This window comes from Stutzerimonas stutzeri (assembly GCF_000219605.1).
Lineage (GTDB): Bacteria > Pseudomonadota > Gammaproteobacteria > Pseudomonadales > Pseudomonadaceae > Stutzerimonas > Stutzerimonas stutzeri.
Window position 1 is genome coordinate 3,080,145 of sequence record NC_015740.1, and the last position, 17,787, is coordinate 3,097,931.

General features: G+C 64.9%; 14 protein-coding genes and 1 pseudogene. 11 read left to right on the forward strand and 4 right to left on the reverse strand.

Translation table 11 applies throughout. The features are described 5' to 3' along the window. Window positions 1–63 precede the first annotated feature (63 nt). The 6 genes from PSTAB_RS14320 (at window position 64) to rloA3 (ending at window position 5,549) form a co-directional block, all read left to right on the forward strand. Complete coding sequence (locus PSTAB_RS14320) at window positions 64–561, forward strand: curli production assembly protein CsgB (protein WP_013983475.1); 498 nt, start codon at window positions 64–66, stop codon at window positions 559–561. Between the two features lie 47 nt (window positions 562–608). Continuing rightward, entirely contained in the window at window positions 609–1,895 is a 1,287-nt protein-coding gene (locus tag PSTAB_RS14325; RefSeq protein WP_013983476.1) for a hypothetical protein, read from the forward strand. 367 nt (window positions 1,896–2,262) lie between these two features. Next, entirely contained in the window at window positions 2,263–3,078 is an 816-nt protein-coding gene (locus tag PSTAB_RS14330; RefSeq protein ID WP_013983477.1) for an outer membrane protein OmpK, read from the forward strand. A 259-nt stretch (window positions 3,079–3,337) separates the two neighbouring features. Then, window positions 3,338–4,009, forward strand: coding sequence for a TetR/AcrR family transcriptional regulator (locus tag PSTAB_RS14335; protein WP_013983478.1), 672 nt, complete (start codon window positions 3,338–3,340; stop codon window positions 4,007–4,009). Window positions 4,010–4,013: 4 nt separating this feature from the next. Next, window positions 4,014–4,973 (forward strand): LysR family transcriptional regulator, encoded by a 960-nt coding sequence (locus PSTAB_RS14340; RefSeq protein ID WP_013983479.1) that lies wholly within the window; start codon window positions 4,014–4,016, stop codon window positions 4,971–4,973. Window positions 4,974–5,030: 57 nt separating this feature from the next. Further along, entirely contained in the window at window positions 5,031–5,549 is a 519-nt protein-coding gene (rloA3, locus tag PSTAB_RS14345; RefSeq protein ID WP_013983480.1) for a retropepsin-like aspartic peptidase RloA3, read from the forward strand. A gap of 13 nt (window positions 5,550–5,562) precedes the next feature. Here the strand turns inward: rloA3 and PSTAB_RS14350 are convergent, their stop codons facing one another. Further along, the gene (locus tag PSTAB_RS14350) at window positions 5,563–6,504 is read right to left on the reverse strand and encodes a class I SAM-dependent methyltransferase (protein WP_013983481.1); all 942 of its coding nucleotides are present in this window, start codon (window positions 6,502–6,504) and stop codon (window positions 5,563–5,565) included. 206 nt (window positions 6,505–6,710) lie between these two features. Between PSTAB_RS14350 and PSTAB_RS14355 the strand changes: the two are divergent. Both PSTAB_RS14355 and PSTAB_RS14360 read left to right on the forward strand, forming a co-directional pair. Next, window positions 6,711–8,161: pseudogene (locus PSTAB_RS14355) on the forward strand (MBL fold metallo-hydrolase). Window positions 8,162–8,278: 117 nt separating this feature from the next. Further along, window positions 8,279–8,671, forward strand: coding sequence for a VOC family protein (locus tag PSTAB_RS14360; protein WP_013983482.1), 393 nt, complete (start codon window positions 8,279–8,281; stop codon window positions 8,669–8,671). 91 nt (window positions 8,672–8,762) lie between these two features. On the opposite strand, the gene ggt is transcribed toward PSTAB_RS14360, so the two are convergent. Both ggt and PSTAB_RS14370 read right to left on the reverse strand, forming a co-directional pair. Further along, window positions 8,763–10,433, reverse strand: coding sequence for a gamma-glutamyltransferase (gene ggt, locus PSTAB_RS14365; RefSeq protein ID WP_013983483.1), 1,671 nt, complete (start codon window positions 10,431–10,433; stop codon window positions 8,763–8,765). Window positions 10,434–10,549: 116 nt separating this feature from the next. Then, entirely contained in the window at window positions 10,550–11,560 is a 1,011-nt protein-coding gene (locus PSTAB_RS14370; protein WP_013983484.1) for a zinc-dependent alcohol dehydrogenase family protein, read from the reverse strand. A 223-nt stretch (window positions 11,561–11,783) separates the two neighbouring features. Between PSTAB_RS14370 and PSTAB_RS14375 the strand changes: the two genes are divergently transcribed. Then, window positions 11,784–13,304 (forward strand): hypothetical protein, encoded by a 1,521-nt coding sequence (locus tag PSTAB_RS14375; protein ID WP_013983485.1) that lies wholly within the window; start codon window positions 11,784–11,786, stop codon window positions 13,302–13,304. A 6-nt stretch (window positions 13,305–13,310) separates the two neighbouring features. Here the strand turns inward: PSTAB_RS14375 and PSTAB_RS14380 are convergent, their stop codons facing one another. Then, window positions 13,311–15,242 (reverse strand): sigma-54-dependent Fis family transcriptional regulator, encoded by a 1,932-nt coding sequence (locus PSTAB_RS14380; protein WP_013983486.1) that lies wholly within the window; start codon window positions 15,240–15,242, stop codon window positions 13,311–13,313. Between the two features lie 400 nt (window positions 15,243–15,642). Here PSTAB_RS14380 and PSTAB_RS14385 point away from each other — a divergent pair, with 400 nt between their 5' ends. Both PSTAB_RS14385 and PSTAB_RS14390 read left to right on the forward strand, forming a co-directional pair. Further along, window positions 15,643–16,146, forward strand: coding sequence for a gluconate 2-dehydrogenase subunit 3 family protein (locus PSTAB_RS14385; RefSeq protein WP_013983487.1), 504 nt, complete (start codon window positions 15,643–15,645; stop codon window positions 16,144–16,146). Between the two features lie 49 nt (window positions 16,147–16,195). Further along, the gene (locus PSTAB_RS14390) at window positions 16,196–17,773 is read left to right on the forward strand and encodes a GMC family oxidoreductase (RefSeq protein ID WP_013983488.1); all 1,578 of its coding nucleotides are present in this window, start codon (window positions 16,196–16,198) and stop codon (window positions 17,771–17,773) included. Window positions 17,774–17,787 lie beyond the last annotated feature (14 nt).

The following is a 17,787-nucleotide window of genomic DNA, read 5'->3' on the forward strand; positions in this document are numbered from 1 at the left end:
TGTTTTCTGCACTGAATCGAGGCAAACATGTCGGTATCTGAGCTCGATCAGGACAGGACGCCCATGAAACGCTCGCAACGGATTGCGCATGACCTGCTGTTGCCCATGATTCTCCTGCTGGCCCCTTACGGCCATGCCGAGGTCGCCATTCCGGGCGATCTGGCCCCGAATGAACTCGTTCCTTCCGCCATTCGCTCATCCGCTTTCGGTCAGGCTGCCAGCGGCGCGCAGGGTGCGCTCGCGGTCGTTCAGCAGGCCGGGCAAGGCATGACCGGACGCATCGCCCAGAGCGGCGCGGAGCTGGAGGCCTACATCTTTCAGAACGGCTACGCCAACAGCGCCTCGATCGAACAGATCGGCCAGGGCAACGCGGCGCTGATCAGCCAGGACGGCTTCGGCAACGAGGCCCAGATCGAACAGACCGGCGCGGACAACCGTGCCGCCATCGCACAGCAGGGCTCGAGCAATCGCGCCCTCATCGAACAGACCGGCAGCGGGCACAGCAGCAATGTCAGCCAGAGCGGCCGCGGTCTGACGGTAGTGGTTCGCCAGTACCGCTAATCCCAGGGAAATACCGCTGTACTTAAAACATCCATGGAGTGACAAAAATGTTTAAGTTCAAACCTCTTGTAGCAGCCATCCTGACTGTCGCCACTGCCCAGGCTTTCGCGGCCAACAACACCTCCGAGCAGGACCAGCTGGGCATCAACAATGTCGCGCAAGTGCTGCAAAGCGGCGGTTCGGGCAACCTGGCCAAGCAGGGCCAGAGCGGCTTCGGCAACCAGGCGACGGTCGAGCAGAGCCACTCGCGGGAGACGACCGCAACGCAGTCCCAGGCTGGCAACTACAACGTCGCCGATGCCCAGCAGAGCGCCACCGCGCTGACCGCCGCTACGCAGAACCAGCGCGGCTGGGGCAATGACGCAACGGTCGAACAGACCGGTACCTACAAGACCAGCGCCACGCAGAACCAGAACGGTATTCACAACGTTGCCGAAACCTTCCAGACCGGCACCACGACCAGCAGCGCCACCACCGAGCAGACCGGTAAGCACAACTATGGTCTGATCACCCAGAGCGCCGCGATCAATAGCCAAGGCAAGCTGGTACAGGACGGCGAACTGAACAATGCCAGCATCACCCAGACCGCCAGCTGGGGCGACCGCGCCCTTGTCGACCAGCGAGGCACCGACAACGATGCGCATGTCACTCAGGTCGCCAGCCTCGGCTCCATCGCGGAAGTCGAGCAGGTCGGCTGGCGCAACGACGCCATGGTTTCCCAGACCGGCCACCAGCACGAGGCCTACATGCTGTCGGATGGCAACAACAACCGGGTGGACATCGACCAGAGCGGCAATGCGCAGAACGCCTTTGCGCTGCAGTACGGCAACGGCAACGATTCGCGCATCACACAGAGCAACAGCCCGTTCGGCGGCAACAACACTGCGACCACCGAGCAGTTCGGCACAGCCAACGAGGCCGACATCAACCAGCACGGCCGCAATCAGACCGCCAAGACCATCCAGCACGGCGGGCTCAACGTCGCCTCGGTGGATCAGCAGGGTCGCGGCAACGAACTGCACTTCCAGCAGGACGGCGTCGGCAACGAGCTGAACGCGGTGCAGAACGGCAGCGACAATGAAATCGTCGGTGTCAGCCATGGCTGGCACAACAGCAGCGACATCGAGCAGACCGGCGGCGACAACCTGGCCACCGTGCGTCAGGAAGGCACCCTGAACGAGCTGATGCTGACCCAGAGTGGCTACGACCATCTGGCCAAGGTCACTCAGCACGGCTTCGCCAACGACGCCCTGGTCAGCCAGGCCGGCTACGGCAACGCTGCCTACATCAACCAGAACGGCACCAACAACAGCGCGCTGGTCACCCAGCACTGAGTTGGCGCTCACCGACTGCCGGCCTCGCGCCGGCAGTCGCACGCCTGCATCCCACCTTTCTCATCGCCCGACCGCCGTGCGGCTGCACCGTTTCGGTCGAAACCCTGGCGATCCGCCATTGCCCTCGCCCCAAACTGAAGCAAGCTGACGCATCGGTCAGGTCATCCCTGCCCGACAGTCAGCTGCGCGGAAGCCGGGCTGCGCGCTTCCTGGATTTCAATCGCCACAAAATAGCCTTTCAAATCATCTAGTTAACCTTACGCTACAACCGCAATCCGTGATTGGCGCGGCGCTTGCTATGGGACCAAAGCCTGACCGCTTGGACAACTTACAAGCTCACTCAAATGCCAATACGGAGACACACTCAATGAAGCGCAGCCTGACCACCGCAGCCCTCGCGGCCGGGTTCATCCTCAGCAGCCAAGCCATGGCCAGCCCCATGCTCTGGCAGAACAACAGCCTTACCTATCTTTATGGCAAGGATTACAAGGTGGATGCTGGGGAAATCCAGCAAACCATTACCTTCGAACATGCCAGCGGCTGGACCTGGGGTGACATGTTCCTGTTCGTCGACAACAAGTGGTACAACGGCATCTCCGGCAGCGATGGCCACACCTACTACGGCGAGTTCAGCCCACGCCTCTCGCTGGGCAAGATCAGCGGCGCCGACCTGTCCTTCGGGCCGGTCAAGGATGTGCTGATCTCCGCGACCTACGAGCGCGGTGAAAGCCAGGACGACGGCACGCCCAACCAGAATTACCTGCTCGGCCCGGCGGTAGACCTGGCCATCCCCGGCTTCGATCGCTTCGCGCTGAACACCTACTACCGCAAGCCCGACGGCACCACCGGCAAGCCGAGCGGCCAATGGCAGATCACCCCGACCTGGGCGATGACCTTCCCGGTGGGCAAGTCGGACATTCTCTTCGACGGCTATATCGACTGGGTCGTCAACGACAAGAAGAACAGCAACACCGAGCTGAAGAAGAACTTCCACTTCAACCCACAGATCAAGTACGACTTGGGCAAGGCCTTGGACTACACGCCAGGCAAACTCTATGTCGGTATCGAATACGACTACTGGTCTAACAAATACGGCATCGAGGACGGTGGCTTCGTCAGCAAGAACTTCGTCGGCCCGACCGACCAGAACACCTTCAGCGCCATCGTCAAAGCGCATTTCTGATGCCCTCGCCGCCCGTACACCGGGCGGCGCTTTCAGCGCCCTGCCCACCGACCGCATCCACGCAAGCACAACGACTGCAACGATCAGTGAATCTCGTGCAGAATCGGCCTGCTTCGGCATCACCCGGCGGCGACTCGACGGCCAGGCACCGGCTCTGCGTCCAGCGCACGACCACCCCGAAGACGCCATCATCAACTCCGCATCGGCTTGTCCCGCCCCGGGCGCAGGCCAACCGCCAGTGCGCCAACGGACAGGAACCATGGACAAGAACAACGCAGCGCAGCCGCTCTACACCGCCCAAGGCAAACCCGCTGGCCGCATTCGCCAGAAGAATGAGGAAACCATCCTCGCCGCGGCCGCCGAGGAATTCGCCCGCTACGGTTTCAAGGGCACCAGCATGAACGCCATCGCCAGCCGCGCCGGGCTGCCCAAGGCCAACGTTCACTATTACTTCAACAGCAAGCTGGGGCTGTACGTGGAGGTCATGCGGCACATCCTCGAACTCTGGGATACCGCCTTCGACGACCTCACCGTGGACGACGACCCGGCCACCGCCCTGGCCGAGTACATCCGCATCAAGATGGAATTCTCGCGGCGCCATCCGCAAGCCTCGAAGATCTTCGCCATGGAAGTCATCAGCGGCTGCGAATGCCTGTCCGAGCACTTCAACCAGGACTATCGCAACTGGTTCCGCGGCCGCGCCGCGGTATTCGACGCCTGGATCGCCGCCGGCAAGATGGACCCGGTCGACCCCATGCACCTGATCTTCCTGATCTGGGCCGGAACGCAGCACTACGCCGACTTCTCCGACCAGATCCGCCGCATCAACGGCAAGCGGATGACCCGCGCGGACTTCGCCCTTGCCAGCGACAACCTGATCGCCATCATCCTCAAGGGCTGTGGGCTCAAGCCACCGGCAGCGGAGCGCTGAAGGCTTGGCCCGCAAGCTGCGCATCCACTCGCCGGCCATCCATTATTTCGACATGGTGCGCCGCTGCCAGTCGATCCGCGAAGCCTCGCGCCGGCTCAACGTTGCCTCCTCGGCGGTCAATCGGCAGATTCTCAAGCTCGAAGACGAGGTCGGCACGCCGCTGTTCGAGCGACTGCCCGGTGGCCTGCGCCTGACCGCCGCTGGCGAGATCTTCGCCCGCCACGTCATCGTCGTACTGCAGGACACCGAGCGTGTGCGCTCCGAACTGGACGCGCTACAGGGCCTGCGCACCGGCCACGTGGAGATCGCCACGGTATCCGGCGTCACCACCGATCTGCTGCCCGGCGTGCTGGAACAGCTGCGTGAGCGTTATCCGCGCGTCACGGTCGGCGTAACCAGCCTCGGCTCGCAGGCCATTCCCGACGCGGTGACCAGCGGCCAGGCGGATATCGGTCTGGCCTTCGCCCTGCCGCGTACCGCCGACCTGCAGCAGCTGGGCGTCGGTCATTTCCGCCTGGGCGCCATCGTCGCGCCGGGGCATCCACTGGCCGAACGCCGGGACGTCAGCTTCGCCACCTGCGCCGAGTACCCGCTGATCCTGGCCAAGAGCGACCTTTCCATCCATCACCTGCTGGCGCCGCTGCTCGCACGCACTCGCCCGCGGCACAAGGCGCCGCTGGAAACCAGTTCGGTGGAGCTGGCCCTGCAGATGGCCAAGCGCGGCGCCGGCGTCGCCTTCCAGACACGCATCGGCATCGAGGCCGAGCTGGCCTACGGCACCCTGGTGCACGTTCCGCTGAACGACGGCGGCTCGGTGTTCAGCGACCTCGGCGTATACGTGCGCAGTTCGCGTTACCTGCCGGTCGCGGTGGACGCCTTTGTCCGCGCACTGAGCGAGGAAATCGCCATCCGCGAAGCGGCGCAGGCGACCTCCTCGTCCCGCACAGCGCCGCAGCAGCGCTGAACGTTCCGCCCTGGATGCCGCTCTATTGAGCGAACCCACTGCTCAGGAGCGTTCTTGATGGCTTCCCGTCTGCTCGCCGTACCCGCTGCCCTGCTTTTCTCGCTCGCGTCCTTCTCCTGTCTTGCTGCCGACGGCACCCCGCTGGGCTGGGTGGAGCGCGGCCAGATACTGCCCGAGCACGTCACGGTTAAATTCAAGCTGGACACCGGCGCCCTGACCTCGTCCATGCATGCCGAAGACCTCGACTACTTCGAAAAGGACGGCGACAAGTGGGTCCGCTTCGATCTGGACCTCAAGGACGTGGAGCAGGACAAGCTGGTCAAGTCGCGCATCGAGCGCAAGCTGCAGCGCGAGCTGACCGTGCGCGGCGCCGGCGGCAAGGAAGATCGGCCGGTGGTGCTGATGAAGGTCTGCGTCGGTGATCGTCTGCTCGAGGAGGAGTTCTCCCTGAGAGACCGCGACGAGATGAACTACCCGGTGCTGCTGGGCCGGCGCACGCTGGAAAAGCTCGGGCCGGTGGACTCGGCACGCACCTTCACCATCGAGCCCAGCTGTGCGGAAGTTGCCGAGCGCTGAACGGGCCTGAGCCCTAGTCCCGCGCCACGAACAACAACGCCTTGAGCCCGCTCTCCGGACTGATGTCCGGAAACTCCGGCGGGTTTTCCAGGCGTTCGGAAAAACGCAGCTGCGGCGCTTCAGCGGCCATGCCCTGGATCAGGAAGTCGGTGCCGGTATCCGGGTCGTTGACGCAGGCCAGCACCTGGCCGCCCGGGTTCAGCAGCTCAGGCAGGCGGCGCAGGATCTTCTGGTAGTCGCGGGTCAGCGCGAAGCTGCCCTTCTGGAAGGACGGCGGGTCGATGATGATCAGGTCGTAGGGTCCGAGCTTGCGGACCTTGCCCCAGGACTTGAACAGCTCGTGGCCGAGAAAGCTGACCCGACTGATCTCATGGCCGTTCAGGCGGTGGTTCTCGCGCCCCCGGGTCAGCGCCGCGCTGGCCATGTCCAGGTTGACCACATGCTCGGCGCCGCCGGCGATCGCCGCGACCGAGAAACCGCAGGTGTAGGCGAACAGGTTGAGCACGCGCTTGCCGCGCGCATGCTCCTGTACCCAGCGGCGCCCATGGCGCATGTCGAGGAACAGCCCATTGTTCTGCTTGCGGCCCAGATCCAGCTTGTAGTGCAGGCCGTTCTCACTGATCCGCCACTCCGCGGGCACGTCGCCGAACAGTGCCTCGGCCGGCGCCTCAGGCAGGTAGCGGTGCTGCAGCAGGAGGTGCTGAACCTGCCGCTGCTGCCATGCCGAGGACTCGGCCAACGCCCGCAGCATCCGCTTCAGCGCCTCCAGCTCCGCCGCACCGGGGTCGCGAAACAGCGCCACCAGCAGCACACCCTGCAGCCAGTCGACAGTCAGCTGTTCCAGCCCCGGATAGCAGCGGCCCCGCCCATGAAACAGCCGCCGTGTCTCCTCGGGCGCGGCGGCCAGGGCGTCGAGCAGGTGTCGTTCGAGGATCGCGAGGGGGGCGGTGGTCATGGGACGGGCATCTTGGCAGCGGGCCGTGCATTCTAAACGGCGTAGCCGTCTGGGAGCATGCCCGCGTGGCGTTTGCTTGGCCGGCAAGAACCGGCTCGTCAGGCGGCGGAAACTATGCGCGACGGCCAATTGCCCAATCTAGCGTCAGCGAACACTGGCATCGCACTCTTCTGCCGAGCCCTATCGGTCCACGTTAAGGACACCCGATGAAGCATCCAAAACTCATCCACCACGGCGCTCGCGAAGGCGTGACCGGCTCGTGTCATCAATTGTGGATGGACGAAAACAGCAGCGTACTGATCGACTGCGGGCAATTTCAGGGCGACGACGAAGCGGGGCACGAAGATGAGCTGGCGCTGGATTTCTCCGTCGAGGGTGTCAAGGCGCTGATCGTGACGCACGTGCACATCGACCATGTCGGGCGTATCCCGAACCTGCTGGCAGCGGGCTTCGACGGGCCGATCCTGTGCAGCGAACCGTCCGCCCGGCTGCTGCCGATCGTACTGGAGGATGCCTTCCGGCTCTCCATCAGCCGTGACCAGGACCAACTGGAGCGCTACCTCAAGGTCGTCGAGCAACGCATCATCGCCCTGCCCTACGATCACTGGTTCACCCTCAACGAAACCGACGGCCGCGCGTGCAAGGTACGCCTGCAGCCGGCGGGGCATGTGCTGGGTTCGGCCTACGTCGAGCTGGAGCTCAGCGAGGGCTCCGACGTCCAGCGCGTGGTATTCAGCGGCGACCTGGGCGCCCCACATTCACCGCTGCTGCCGGACCTGGTACCGCCCGAGCGCGCCGATCTGCTGATTCTCGAAAGCACCTATGGCGACCGCCGCCACGAGGATCGCGCGCACCGCCGCGAGCGGTTGCAGGCTGCCATCGAGCGGGCTCTGGCCGACCAGGGCACGGTGCTCATTCCCTCGTTCAGTATCGGCCGAACGCAGGAGCTGCTGTTCGAGCTGGAGGAAATCCTCCACGAGAAGCGCGAAGCGGCCGAAGCCAGCGGCACGCCCGTCGAAGCGCCAGAACAGGCCAGGGATGGCGACCCCGATATCGACTGGCCGCAGCTTCCCATCATCCTCGACTCGCCGCTCGCCAGCCGCTTCACCGCCACCTACAAGGAGTTGCAAGGCTACTGGGACGAAGACGCCCGTCATCGCCTGGAGGAAGGCCGCAAGCCGCTGTCGTTCAAGCAGCTCATCACCGTCGACAGCCATGACGAACACATGCGCATCGTCGAACACCTCGCACAGACCGCACGCCCGGCCATCGTCATCGCCGGCAACGGCATGTGCTCGGGCGGACGCATCGTCAATTACCTCAAGGCCATGCTGGGGGCCCGCGACACAACGTGGTGTTCGTCGGCTACCAGGGCAAGGGCACGCCGGGACGGGACATACAGACCTACGGGCCGGACGGCGGCTTCGTCGATCTGGACGCAGAGCGCATCGACATCCGCGCCGGCATCGACAGCGTCGGTGGCTATTCCGCCCACGCCGACCAGGCGGACCTGGTGGGCTTCGTCACTCGCATGCAGCAATGGCCGAGCGAGGTCCGCCTGATCCACGGCGAGGACCAGGCCAAGCAGCGCCTGGCCGAGGTGCTCCGCGAGCGCTACGAGCAGGCCAGCCGGCAAGGCCGGGTGGTTATCCCATGAGGCCCGCGAGCCCCATCCTCATGGCTGATCCCGATGCGTGACAGCTGGCCACCGGGCAGCATGCCTGCGCGAAGCCAGCTACAGTGCAAGTTCACGTCAAACCCAAGCGAGGGGCCCATGCTCAATCATGTAATGGTCGGTTCGAATGACATAGAACGGTCGAAGCGCTTCTACGATGCCGTGCTCGGCGTACTCGGCGCAGGCGAGCCGATGCTGCACAAGGCCCCGACCGGGCATACCCGGTACTTCTATCGCCACGACGGCAGCACGTTCGGAATTACCGAGCCCATCAACGACGAACAAGCCACCGCGGCCAACGGCGGCACCATTGGCTTCAAGTGCAGCTCGCCGGAGCAGGTCCGGGCGTTTCACGAGGCCGGTCTCGCCAACGGCGGCAGTACCTGCGAGGACCCGCCGGGCGAGCGTGACGGCAGCCTGGGCCGGATGTTCGTCGCCTATGTGCGTGACCCCGACGGCAACAAGCTGTGCGCGATCCATCGCATGAAGTGACGCGCCGCCCACTGGGCATTGCCATGGATGCGTCAGGGCCGGCTGACGCATCGCCGTTGGCAGGCGGCATGGCCGCCCGCTCACCCCGGTCTCACGGCTCGACGATGAGACCGACGCCGCGCCCACGCGGGTCAGACCCGGTCTGCAGACGTCTGCCGTCGACGCGAATCGCCTGGATGTCACCCATCAACCAGCCCTGATCCTCCAGCGTATAGCCCATGGCTTCCAGCGCTTGCGCCACCTCTCCGGTCAGCGGCGCATGGGCGTCGTAGTAGATCGTGTCCTTGGGCAACAGCTGGTGGTGCACCCGCTGCGCGGCCACGGCTTTTTCCAGCGGCAGGCCGAAGTCGTAAACGTTGTTCAGCACCTGGAAGATCGAGGTGAAGATGCGCGAGCCGCCGGGTGTACCCAGCACCAGGCTGACCTTGCCGTCGCGGGTGACGATGCTCGGGCTCATGGACGACAGCATGCGCTTGCCGGGTTCGATGGCGTTGGCGTCGCTGCCGACCACGCCGAAGGCATTGGCCACACCTGGCTTGGCACTGAAGTCGTCCATTTCGTCGTTGAGCAAGAAGCCGGCACCCTTGACCACCACGCCGCTGCCGTAGTCCAGGTTGAGGGTGTAGGTGTTGCTCACCGCGTTGCCGTCGGCATCGACGATGGAGAAGTGCGTGGTCTGATGGCTTTCCAGGCCCGGTCGTACCTTCTCCGTTGCGGAGATGGCCGTAGGGTTGATCTCGGCGGCGCGCTGCGCGAGGTATTCAGGCGAGGTCAGCCGCTTTACCGGTACATCGGAAAAGTCCGGATCGCCCAGGTAGTCCGCGCGATCGGCAAACACGCGCTTCTCGATCTCCGCCAGCAGATGGATGTAGCGCGCCGAGTTCAGCTCGACACCCTCGAAGTCGGCGGCACGGCGCTCCTTGATGCCGATCAGCTGGGCCAGGGCGATGCCGCCGGAACTGGGCAGAGGCGCGGTGTACAGGCTGTTGCCACGCCAGTCGATGCGCATCGGCTCACGCCATTTGACGCGATAGTCGGCCAGGTCTTGCTGGGTGATCAGCCCGCCATCGCGCTCCATCTGCGCGACCAGCAATGCGGCGGTCTTGCCTTTGTAGAAGTCGTCCGGATCCTGGTCGGCGATGCGTTCCAGCGTCTCGGCCAGCTCCGCCTGGCGGAAGGTCGCACCCGGACGCATGCTGCCGAAGTAGTCCTCGAAGTTGGTCGTACCGTTGAACAGGCCGATGGCGTCCTCCCGATACTGGAACTGCTGGTCGGCCACCGTGAAGCCTTCACGGGCATAACCGACTGCCGGGGTGATGAGTTCACTCCAGGGCAACTTGCCGAAGCGCTGGTGGGCTTCCCACATACCCAACACCGTGCCAGGCACGCCGGCTGCCCGGGCGCCCACCAGGCTGAGGTTCTCGATCACCTCGCCCTGATCATCCAGAAACATGGTCTTGCTGGCGGCCTTCGGCGCGACTTCCCGGTAGTCCAGGAAATACGGCTTGCCGTCCATGTACAGAGTCATGAAACCGCCGCCGCCGATATTGCCCGCCTCGGGATAGGTGACGGCCAGGGTAAAGGCGGTCGCCACCGCCGCGTCCACCGCGTTGCCGCCATTCTTCAGGACCTGGGCGGCCACCTTGGCGCTGTATTCATCGGGAGCGGCAACCGCCCCGCCTTCCAGAAGCGCACCGTAGGCCACGGAGCTCGTCGCGACGATTGCCGCCAGAGTGAACTGGGTGATGTGTAGCAAGCGCATCGTAGTCATCCTTATTGTCGTGATCGCGCCGCCCCGACATCGCTCGGAGCGGGCACTTATCCAACATAGACGACCGTGATGCCGCCGTACCGCTTGGCCGCCGCACGGCAGCGGCGTCAGAACTCCAGGCAGATCTTGCCGAAGTGCTGGTTGCTCTCCTGGTAACGGAACGCCTCGACGATCTCGTCCAGCGCAAACCGCTTGTCGATCACCGGACGGATGCCATTGGCATCGATGGCACGGATCATTTCCTGCTGCTGTGTGCGGCTGCCCACCAGCACGCCCTGCAAGCGCAACTGACGCACCAGTGCCGGCACCAGCTGCAGCTCGCCGGCAATGCCGGTAAGAATGCCGATCACCGAGATATGCCCGCCGATGCGCGCCGCAACCATCGACTGCGCCAGCGTCGCCGGCCCGCCGACCTCGATCACATGGTCCACGCCGCGGCCATCGGTCAGCTCGCGCACCGTCTCGCCCCAGGCGGGTGTCGTTCGGTAGTTGATCAGGTGGTCGGCGCCCATCTCCCGCAGGCGCTCCAGCTTGGCGTCGCTGGACGAGGTGGCGATGACCGTGGCGCCGGCCATCTTGGCGAACTGCAGGGCGAAGATCGATACGCCGCCGGTACCCTGGATCAACACGCTGTCGCCGGGCTTGAGCTTGCCGTCGGCCATCAGCGCACGCCAGGCAGTGAGGCCGGCGGTGGTCAGGGTCGACGCCTCGGCATGGCTGTAGCCCTTGGGCGCATGGGTGAATGAGGTGGCGCGGGCGGTGACCATTTCGCGGGCATAGCCATCGACACCGTCGCCCGGCACCGTGGCGAAGCCTTCCACCAGCGGCTCGCCGGCCAGCCAGTCGGGGAAGAAGGTGCTGACCACCGCGTCACCAACGACGAATTCAGTCACGCCCGAACCCACCGCCACCACTTCACCGGCGCCATCGGCCATGGGAATGCGCGGCTCGCTGGGTCCCCACATGCCGCTCACCACCGCGAAGTCGTGGTAGTTCAGCGAGTTGGCGCGCAGCCGCACGGTGATCTCGCCGGCCTCGGGCCGGGCGGCCTCGCTGGTGCCGACGATGACCCGCTCATAACCGCCGCCGGGCTGTACGAATATGGCTTTGTGGCTCATGAACACTTCTCCGCTACGGGTTGACCTGCCAGGGCAGCGGCCAGCATCGGCATCGTTCGAGTCATCGAAGCCGCCCCGGGAATGGCGGACAGCATAGCCAATCCTGCATCGGCATGACCGCCACGAACTTACCTCGATTGCCATCGTCGAAAGCGCGTCCACCCTGCTACGGCTCGCCCGACGCAGCCTCAGCAGACGATCCAGTGCCGCCCCGGAACCGCCCATGCCCGAGCTCCAACGCCTCCGCCATTCCACAGCCCTGCGCCTGGCCATTGCCGCGGCGCTGATGAGCATCACCGCACCCTGCTTCGCCGAAGTCACCGAGAGTCAGCTCGCCGAGCGAGATGCCGAGAACAAGCGGGTGACCGCCGAGCTCATGGCCAAGCCCAACGAGCTGACCCAGCCGCTGCAGAGCAAGTACAACCACATCATCACCTACGGGCAGTCGCTGGCCTCCGCCGCCGAGGGCTGGCCGGCGCTGTCCGTCGCGCCACGCTACGACAACCTGATGCTCGGCCAGTCACCACGCTCGGCAGCCTTCAGCGGCGCGTCGTTCAAGCCAGTGGGCGAAGCAGCCTTCACCCCGCTGCGTGCCGTGGTGCAGCAGAAGAGCAACGCGGCCGTGGTGCTCGATGCAGAGAAGGTCGGCAAGCTCGCGCCGCAGGCGCAGGAGGAAGGCGAATCGGTGGAAGTCGGCGCGCTGAACATGGCACGTCGGCTCTATCTGCATCACCTCGGCCGCGACACCGATCCGGAGCACCTGTTCGTCGCCAGCAACGCCTCGACCTCGGGTCGCTCCATTGCCCAGCTTTCGAAAACCGGTGGCACCAACGAATACCTGCGCGTGACCCAGGCCGTCGATCAGGCCAAGGCGCTGGCCGACGCGCAACAGGCCAGTTACAGCATCAGCGCATTCTTCTGGCTGCAGGGCGAGTACGACTATTCCCATACCAATGGCGGCAAGAACGATCAGGCGTACTACGAGGCCAAGCTGCGCCAGCTGCGCGACGACCTCTATGCCGACACCGCCAAGGCCATCGCCGGGCAGGAAAAGATGCCGGCCTTCTTCAGCTACCAGACCGACGCCAAATCCTCGGTCAAGGACGGTTCGCTCGCGGTCGGCATGGCGCAATGGGAGCTGGCTCAGGAAGCGCCCGGCTGGTACCTGGTCGGGCCGGTCTACCCCTACACCGACAAGGGCGTGCACCTGTCGGCCAACGGTTACCGCTGGTTCGGCCAGATGCTCGGCAAGGTCTATCACCACGTCGTCATCGAGCGTAAGGAATGGATGCCCCTGTCGCCCCGTCAGGCCACACTGGACGGCCGCGACGTACTGATCGACTTCCACGTGCCGCACCCGCCGCTGGCGTTCGACCAGCCTTACATCGGCCACGAGGCCCGCGACGTGAAGAACAAGGGCTTCATGCTGCAGGACGACCAGGGCGAGGTGCCCATCACTGCCGTGGAGATCGTCGCTGACACCATTGTCCGCCTGCGCGCCGATCGCGAACTCAGCGGCCAGCCACGCGTCAGCTATGCCGGCTACCAGGTGGGCGGCGCCGGCCAGCTACGCGACAGCGATCCCATGCGTGCCGATGCGACCTACGAGTACCTCAAGGACCTGATGCCCGCCGAAGCGAACATCAAGGCCCTGGTGCACCAGCCCTACCCGTTGCAGAACTGGAGCATCGCCTTCGATATCGAGGTGGCGGGCCGACCGGGCACCGAGCCCGCGGCGCGCTGACTCACGTCAGATCGGCGCCTCGATCCCCAGCAGGCGCATGCGGCGGTACATCGTCGGCCGTGACACGCCGAGTTCGCGCGCCGCGGCACTGACGTTCCAGCGATGGCGACGCAGCGTCTCGCGCAAGGCCGCGGCCGACTCGGGTTCTGGCTCCGCCTCGGCTTGCCGGCTGCGGGCGAGAATGCGCGGCAGGCATTCATCCGGCAGATCCTGCACGGTGATCTCGTCCCCCTCGCAGGTCGCCAGCGCGTACTGCAGCACGTTGCGCAGCTCGCGAATGTTGCCCGGCCAGGGATAGGCCAGCAGCGCGCTGATCGCATCACCACGCAGGTGCGGGTTGCCCGGTCGCCCCTCGGCCAACTCGGCAAAGACGCGGTCGATCAGGAACGCCTTGTCCGCCCGCTCACGTAACGGCGGCAGCTTCAGCGACGCGCCATTGAGCCGGTAGAACAGATCCTCGCGAAACGCCCCGCTCTCCACCATCTGCCGCAGGTCACGGTGGCTGGCCGCAATCACGCGGATGTCCACCTTCACCGGCCGCTCGGCGCCCAGTGGCGTCACCTCCTGTTCGGCCAGTACGCGCAGCAGGCGCGTCTGCAGGTGCAGCGGCATGTCACCGATCTCGTCGAGGAACAAGGTGCCGCCGTCGGCCTGCTGGATCAGGCCGCGCATGCCCTTGCTGCGCGCCCCGGTGAAGGTACCCGGGGCGTAGCCGAACAGTTCGCTCTCGATCAGCGATTCGGGCATCGCTCCGCAGTTGATGGCCACGAACGGCTTGCTGCGTCGGCTGCCACTTTCATGCAGCGCCTTGGCCAGACGTTCCTTGCCGGTGCCGGTCTCGCCGTTGAGCAGTACGTTCAGCGGCTCGCTGCACAGCCGGTGCGCGCGGGCGAGCATCTTGCGCATGACCGGGTCATCGTCGGCCAGCGCATCCAGCGGCGATTGCCCGGCCGGCGAGCTGCGCTCCGTCGCTGCCGGCGCGCGGCGGCGCGGTTCCATCAGCGCCGCGAAGAACAGCTGATGGCGATGGGTGCGGAAAGCGCGTACCTGATCGTGGCTGGCGTAGGGAATGCTCAGCACGTCCGCCAGTTCGCAGTCGAACAACTGATCGACATGCACCTGGTTCGAGGTGCCGAACGGGCCGGAAAGCGCCAGCCCATGTTCGGCCAGCAGTCCGCGCGCGGCCGTGTTTCCAGCCAGCAGCTCGCCCTGATCGCCCAGCGCCAGCAGGTAGCGTCGGTTGATCAGGACGAACTCCCGCGAGCCATCGAAACAGAGGATCGGCCGGTCGCGATACAGGCGCAGGAAGTAGGCGTCCTCGATCATCCGCGCGTACTGCTTGACCAGCTGCAGGGCGAAGGTCTGCGAATCCTTGGACGGCGGCGAATGCAGCGCCGAGATGTCCAGCACCGCCAGCAGTTGCCCCTGGGGGTTGAACATCGGCACCGCCGTGCAGGTGAGGTTGGTATGCCAGACGCTGAAGTGATCGTGCTGATGACACGTCAGCGCCTGCTGTTCCTTGATGCAGGTGCCGACCGCGCAGGTGCCGGCGTGGTCCTCGCCCCAGTCCGAGCCCAGATACAGGCCGGTCTTGCGATGCGCCTTCTCGTCCGCCGGATCGCCGAGAAACTGCACGGCGATGCCGCGGTTGTCGGTCAGCAGAATCACGTAGCCCAGCTCGGCCACCTGCCGGTAGAGCTGCTCCACGCCCGCACGGGCCACGTTGATCAGCTCGTCTGCCTGGTCCTGGTGCTCGCGCAGAACCTGCCGCGGCACGAAGCGCGCCTCGGACGGACGCGCCGGGTCCAGACCGTAGTCGTGCACACAGCGGCGCCAGGAGCGCGCAATGATCGGATCGCGGTCAGCGGAAAGATGCGGCGCGTTGGCCAGCGTCAGCACCGCGTCGATATGGCTCACGGGACCGGAGAGCAGGTTCATGCATCCTCCTCGAAACGCTCGCAGCGGATGGCAACGGGCGCCTCAGCGAAACGCTTTATTGTTATGAAGTGTACTGAAGGATAAACGATTGAACCGTCAGGACCAGCCTGAACTTTGGAAGTATGCCTGCTCGGGTGTTTCAAATATTAGCCGCACGTTGTAAAGCGCTTTACAACGCTTTACAGGTGTAACGCGCAACTTGCGTTACACCACTGATACGGCCATCCACTTCAAACAAGATAAATCCTTTAAATTCATACAGATAGGTAAATAAATATTCATACATGAAAGTTGGCATGACCCCTGCTGATCACCCTGTGCGGAACAAACTCTTCGCATAACAAGATCGCCAGCCGCCTGCTCCCCTCAGTGCTGTTGGTAATAATCAGGAGCTACTGTCATGCACGATTCAGCTCGTCCGCACGGCACGCTAAACCGTCGACGTTTTCTTTCTCTGTCCAGCCAGTCGCTGCTGGCGTTGAGCCTGAGCCAGTTGATCCCGGTGAACCTGCTCGCCGAGGAGCGGCAGGCGGAACTGCCTGACGGCCTGCTGCGCATGGGTCGCGACATCTTCCCCCACGATTTCATCAGCGATCGCCACTACGTACAGCCCCTGCTCGACCTCGCGGAACAGGAGCCGGCGCTGCTCGGCGGCGGGCTCGACGAGCTGCAGCGTCAGGCACGCAAGGCCCACGGCAAGCGCTTCGAACAGCTGGACGAAGCCGAACGCGTGGCGCTGCTCAGCGACATCGAGAACACCCCGTTTTTCAAGGCGGTGCGCAGCAGCCTGATGTTCGGCCTGTACGACAACAAGACGCTATTCCCGCTGTTCGGCTACGAGGGCTCGTCGTGGGAATACGGCGGCTACGTCAACCGCGGCTTCGACGATCTCAACTGGCTCTGAGCCAGGGCGCCTCGCGGCGCCGACAACAAGAACAAGAGAGGGATACCCCATGGCAACTTTTGCCCAGGACGACGATGGCGTCGTGGTGATCATCGGCTCCGGCGCTGGCGGCGGCACGCTGGCCAACGCGCTGGCCAAACAGAAGATTCGCAGCGTGGTGCTCGAGGCGGGCAAGCGGCACACGCTGGAGGACATCGAGAACGACGAGTGGGCGATGTTCAAGAAGATCTCCTGGCTCGACAAGCGCATCGCCGCCGGCGACTGGCACCTGGCCGAGAACAACCCCAACCTGCCGGCCTGGATCGTCAAGGGCGTCGGCGGCAGCACCGTGCACTGGGCCGGCATCGCCCTGCGCTTCCGTGATTTCGAATTCAGGATGCGGAGCATCAACGGCGACATCGCCGGGGCCAACCTGCTGGACTGGCCGATAACCTTGGAAGAGATGGCGCCCTGGTACGAGAAGGCCGAGAAGCACATGGGCGTGACCGGCCCCAGCACCGGCATGGCCTATCACCCCTGGCACAACTCCTTCAAGGTGCTGGCCACCGGCGCCAAGCGGGTCGGCTACAAGGAGATCCTCTCCGGGCCGATGGCCATCAACACCGAGCCCTACGACGACCGCGCCGCCTGCCAGCAGATCGGCTTCTGCATGCAGGGCTGCAAGATGGGCGCGAAGTGGTCGACGCTCTACACCGACATTCCCCGCGCCGAAGCCAGTGGGTATTGCGAGGTGCGGCCGCAGTCGATGGTGCTGCGCATCGAACACGACGCCAAGGGCAAGGTGAACGGCGTGGTCTACGCCGACGCCCAGGGCACCATCCAGCGGCAGAAGGCCCGGGTGGTCTGCGTGGCGGGCAATTCCATCGAGTCGCCGCGCCTGCTGCTCAACTCCGCTTCCTCGATGTTCCCCGACGGGCTGGCCAACTCCTCCGGCCAGGTCGGCAGGAACTACATGACCCACACCACCGCCGGCATCTTCGCGGTGATGCCCAAGCCGGTGAACATGCACCGCGGCACCACCTGCGCCGGGGTCATCTCCGACGAGTCGTACAACGATCCGTCGCGCGGTTTCGTCGGCGGCTACCGCCTGGAAATCCTCGCCCTCGGCCTGCCGTTCCTGTCCGCCTTCCTCGACCCGACGCCCAAGGGCTGGGGCCGCCAGTTCGCCTCGCGGATGGAAAAGTACAACCACATGTCTGGCGTCTGGCTGTGCGGCGAAGACCTGCCGCTGGAAAGCAACCGCATCACCCTGCACGCCACCGAGAAGGACCAGTACGGCCTGCCGATCTCGGTGGTGACCAAGAGCGATCACCCCATGGATGCCGCCATGCGCAAGCACGGCGTCGCCGCCACCGCCAGGTGTTACGAGGCCGCCGGCGCCACCGACGTGATCGAGCTGCCGCCCTACCCGGCCAGCCACAACATGGGCACCAACCGCATGAGCGCCAAGGCCCGTGACGGCGTGGTGAACAAGTGGGGCCAGAGCCACGACATCCCCAACCTGTTCGTTTCCGACGGCAGCCAGTTCACCACCAGCGGCGGCCAGAACCCCACCCTCACCATCGTCGCGCTGGCCCTGCGCCAGGCCGAGCAGATCGGCCGGCTGCTCAACGAACGCGCGATCTGACCACCACTACAAGG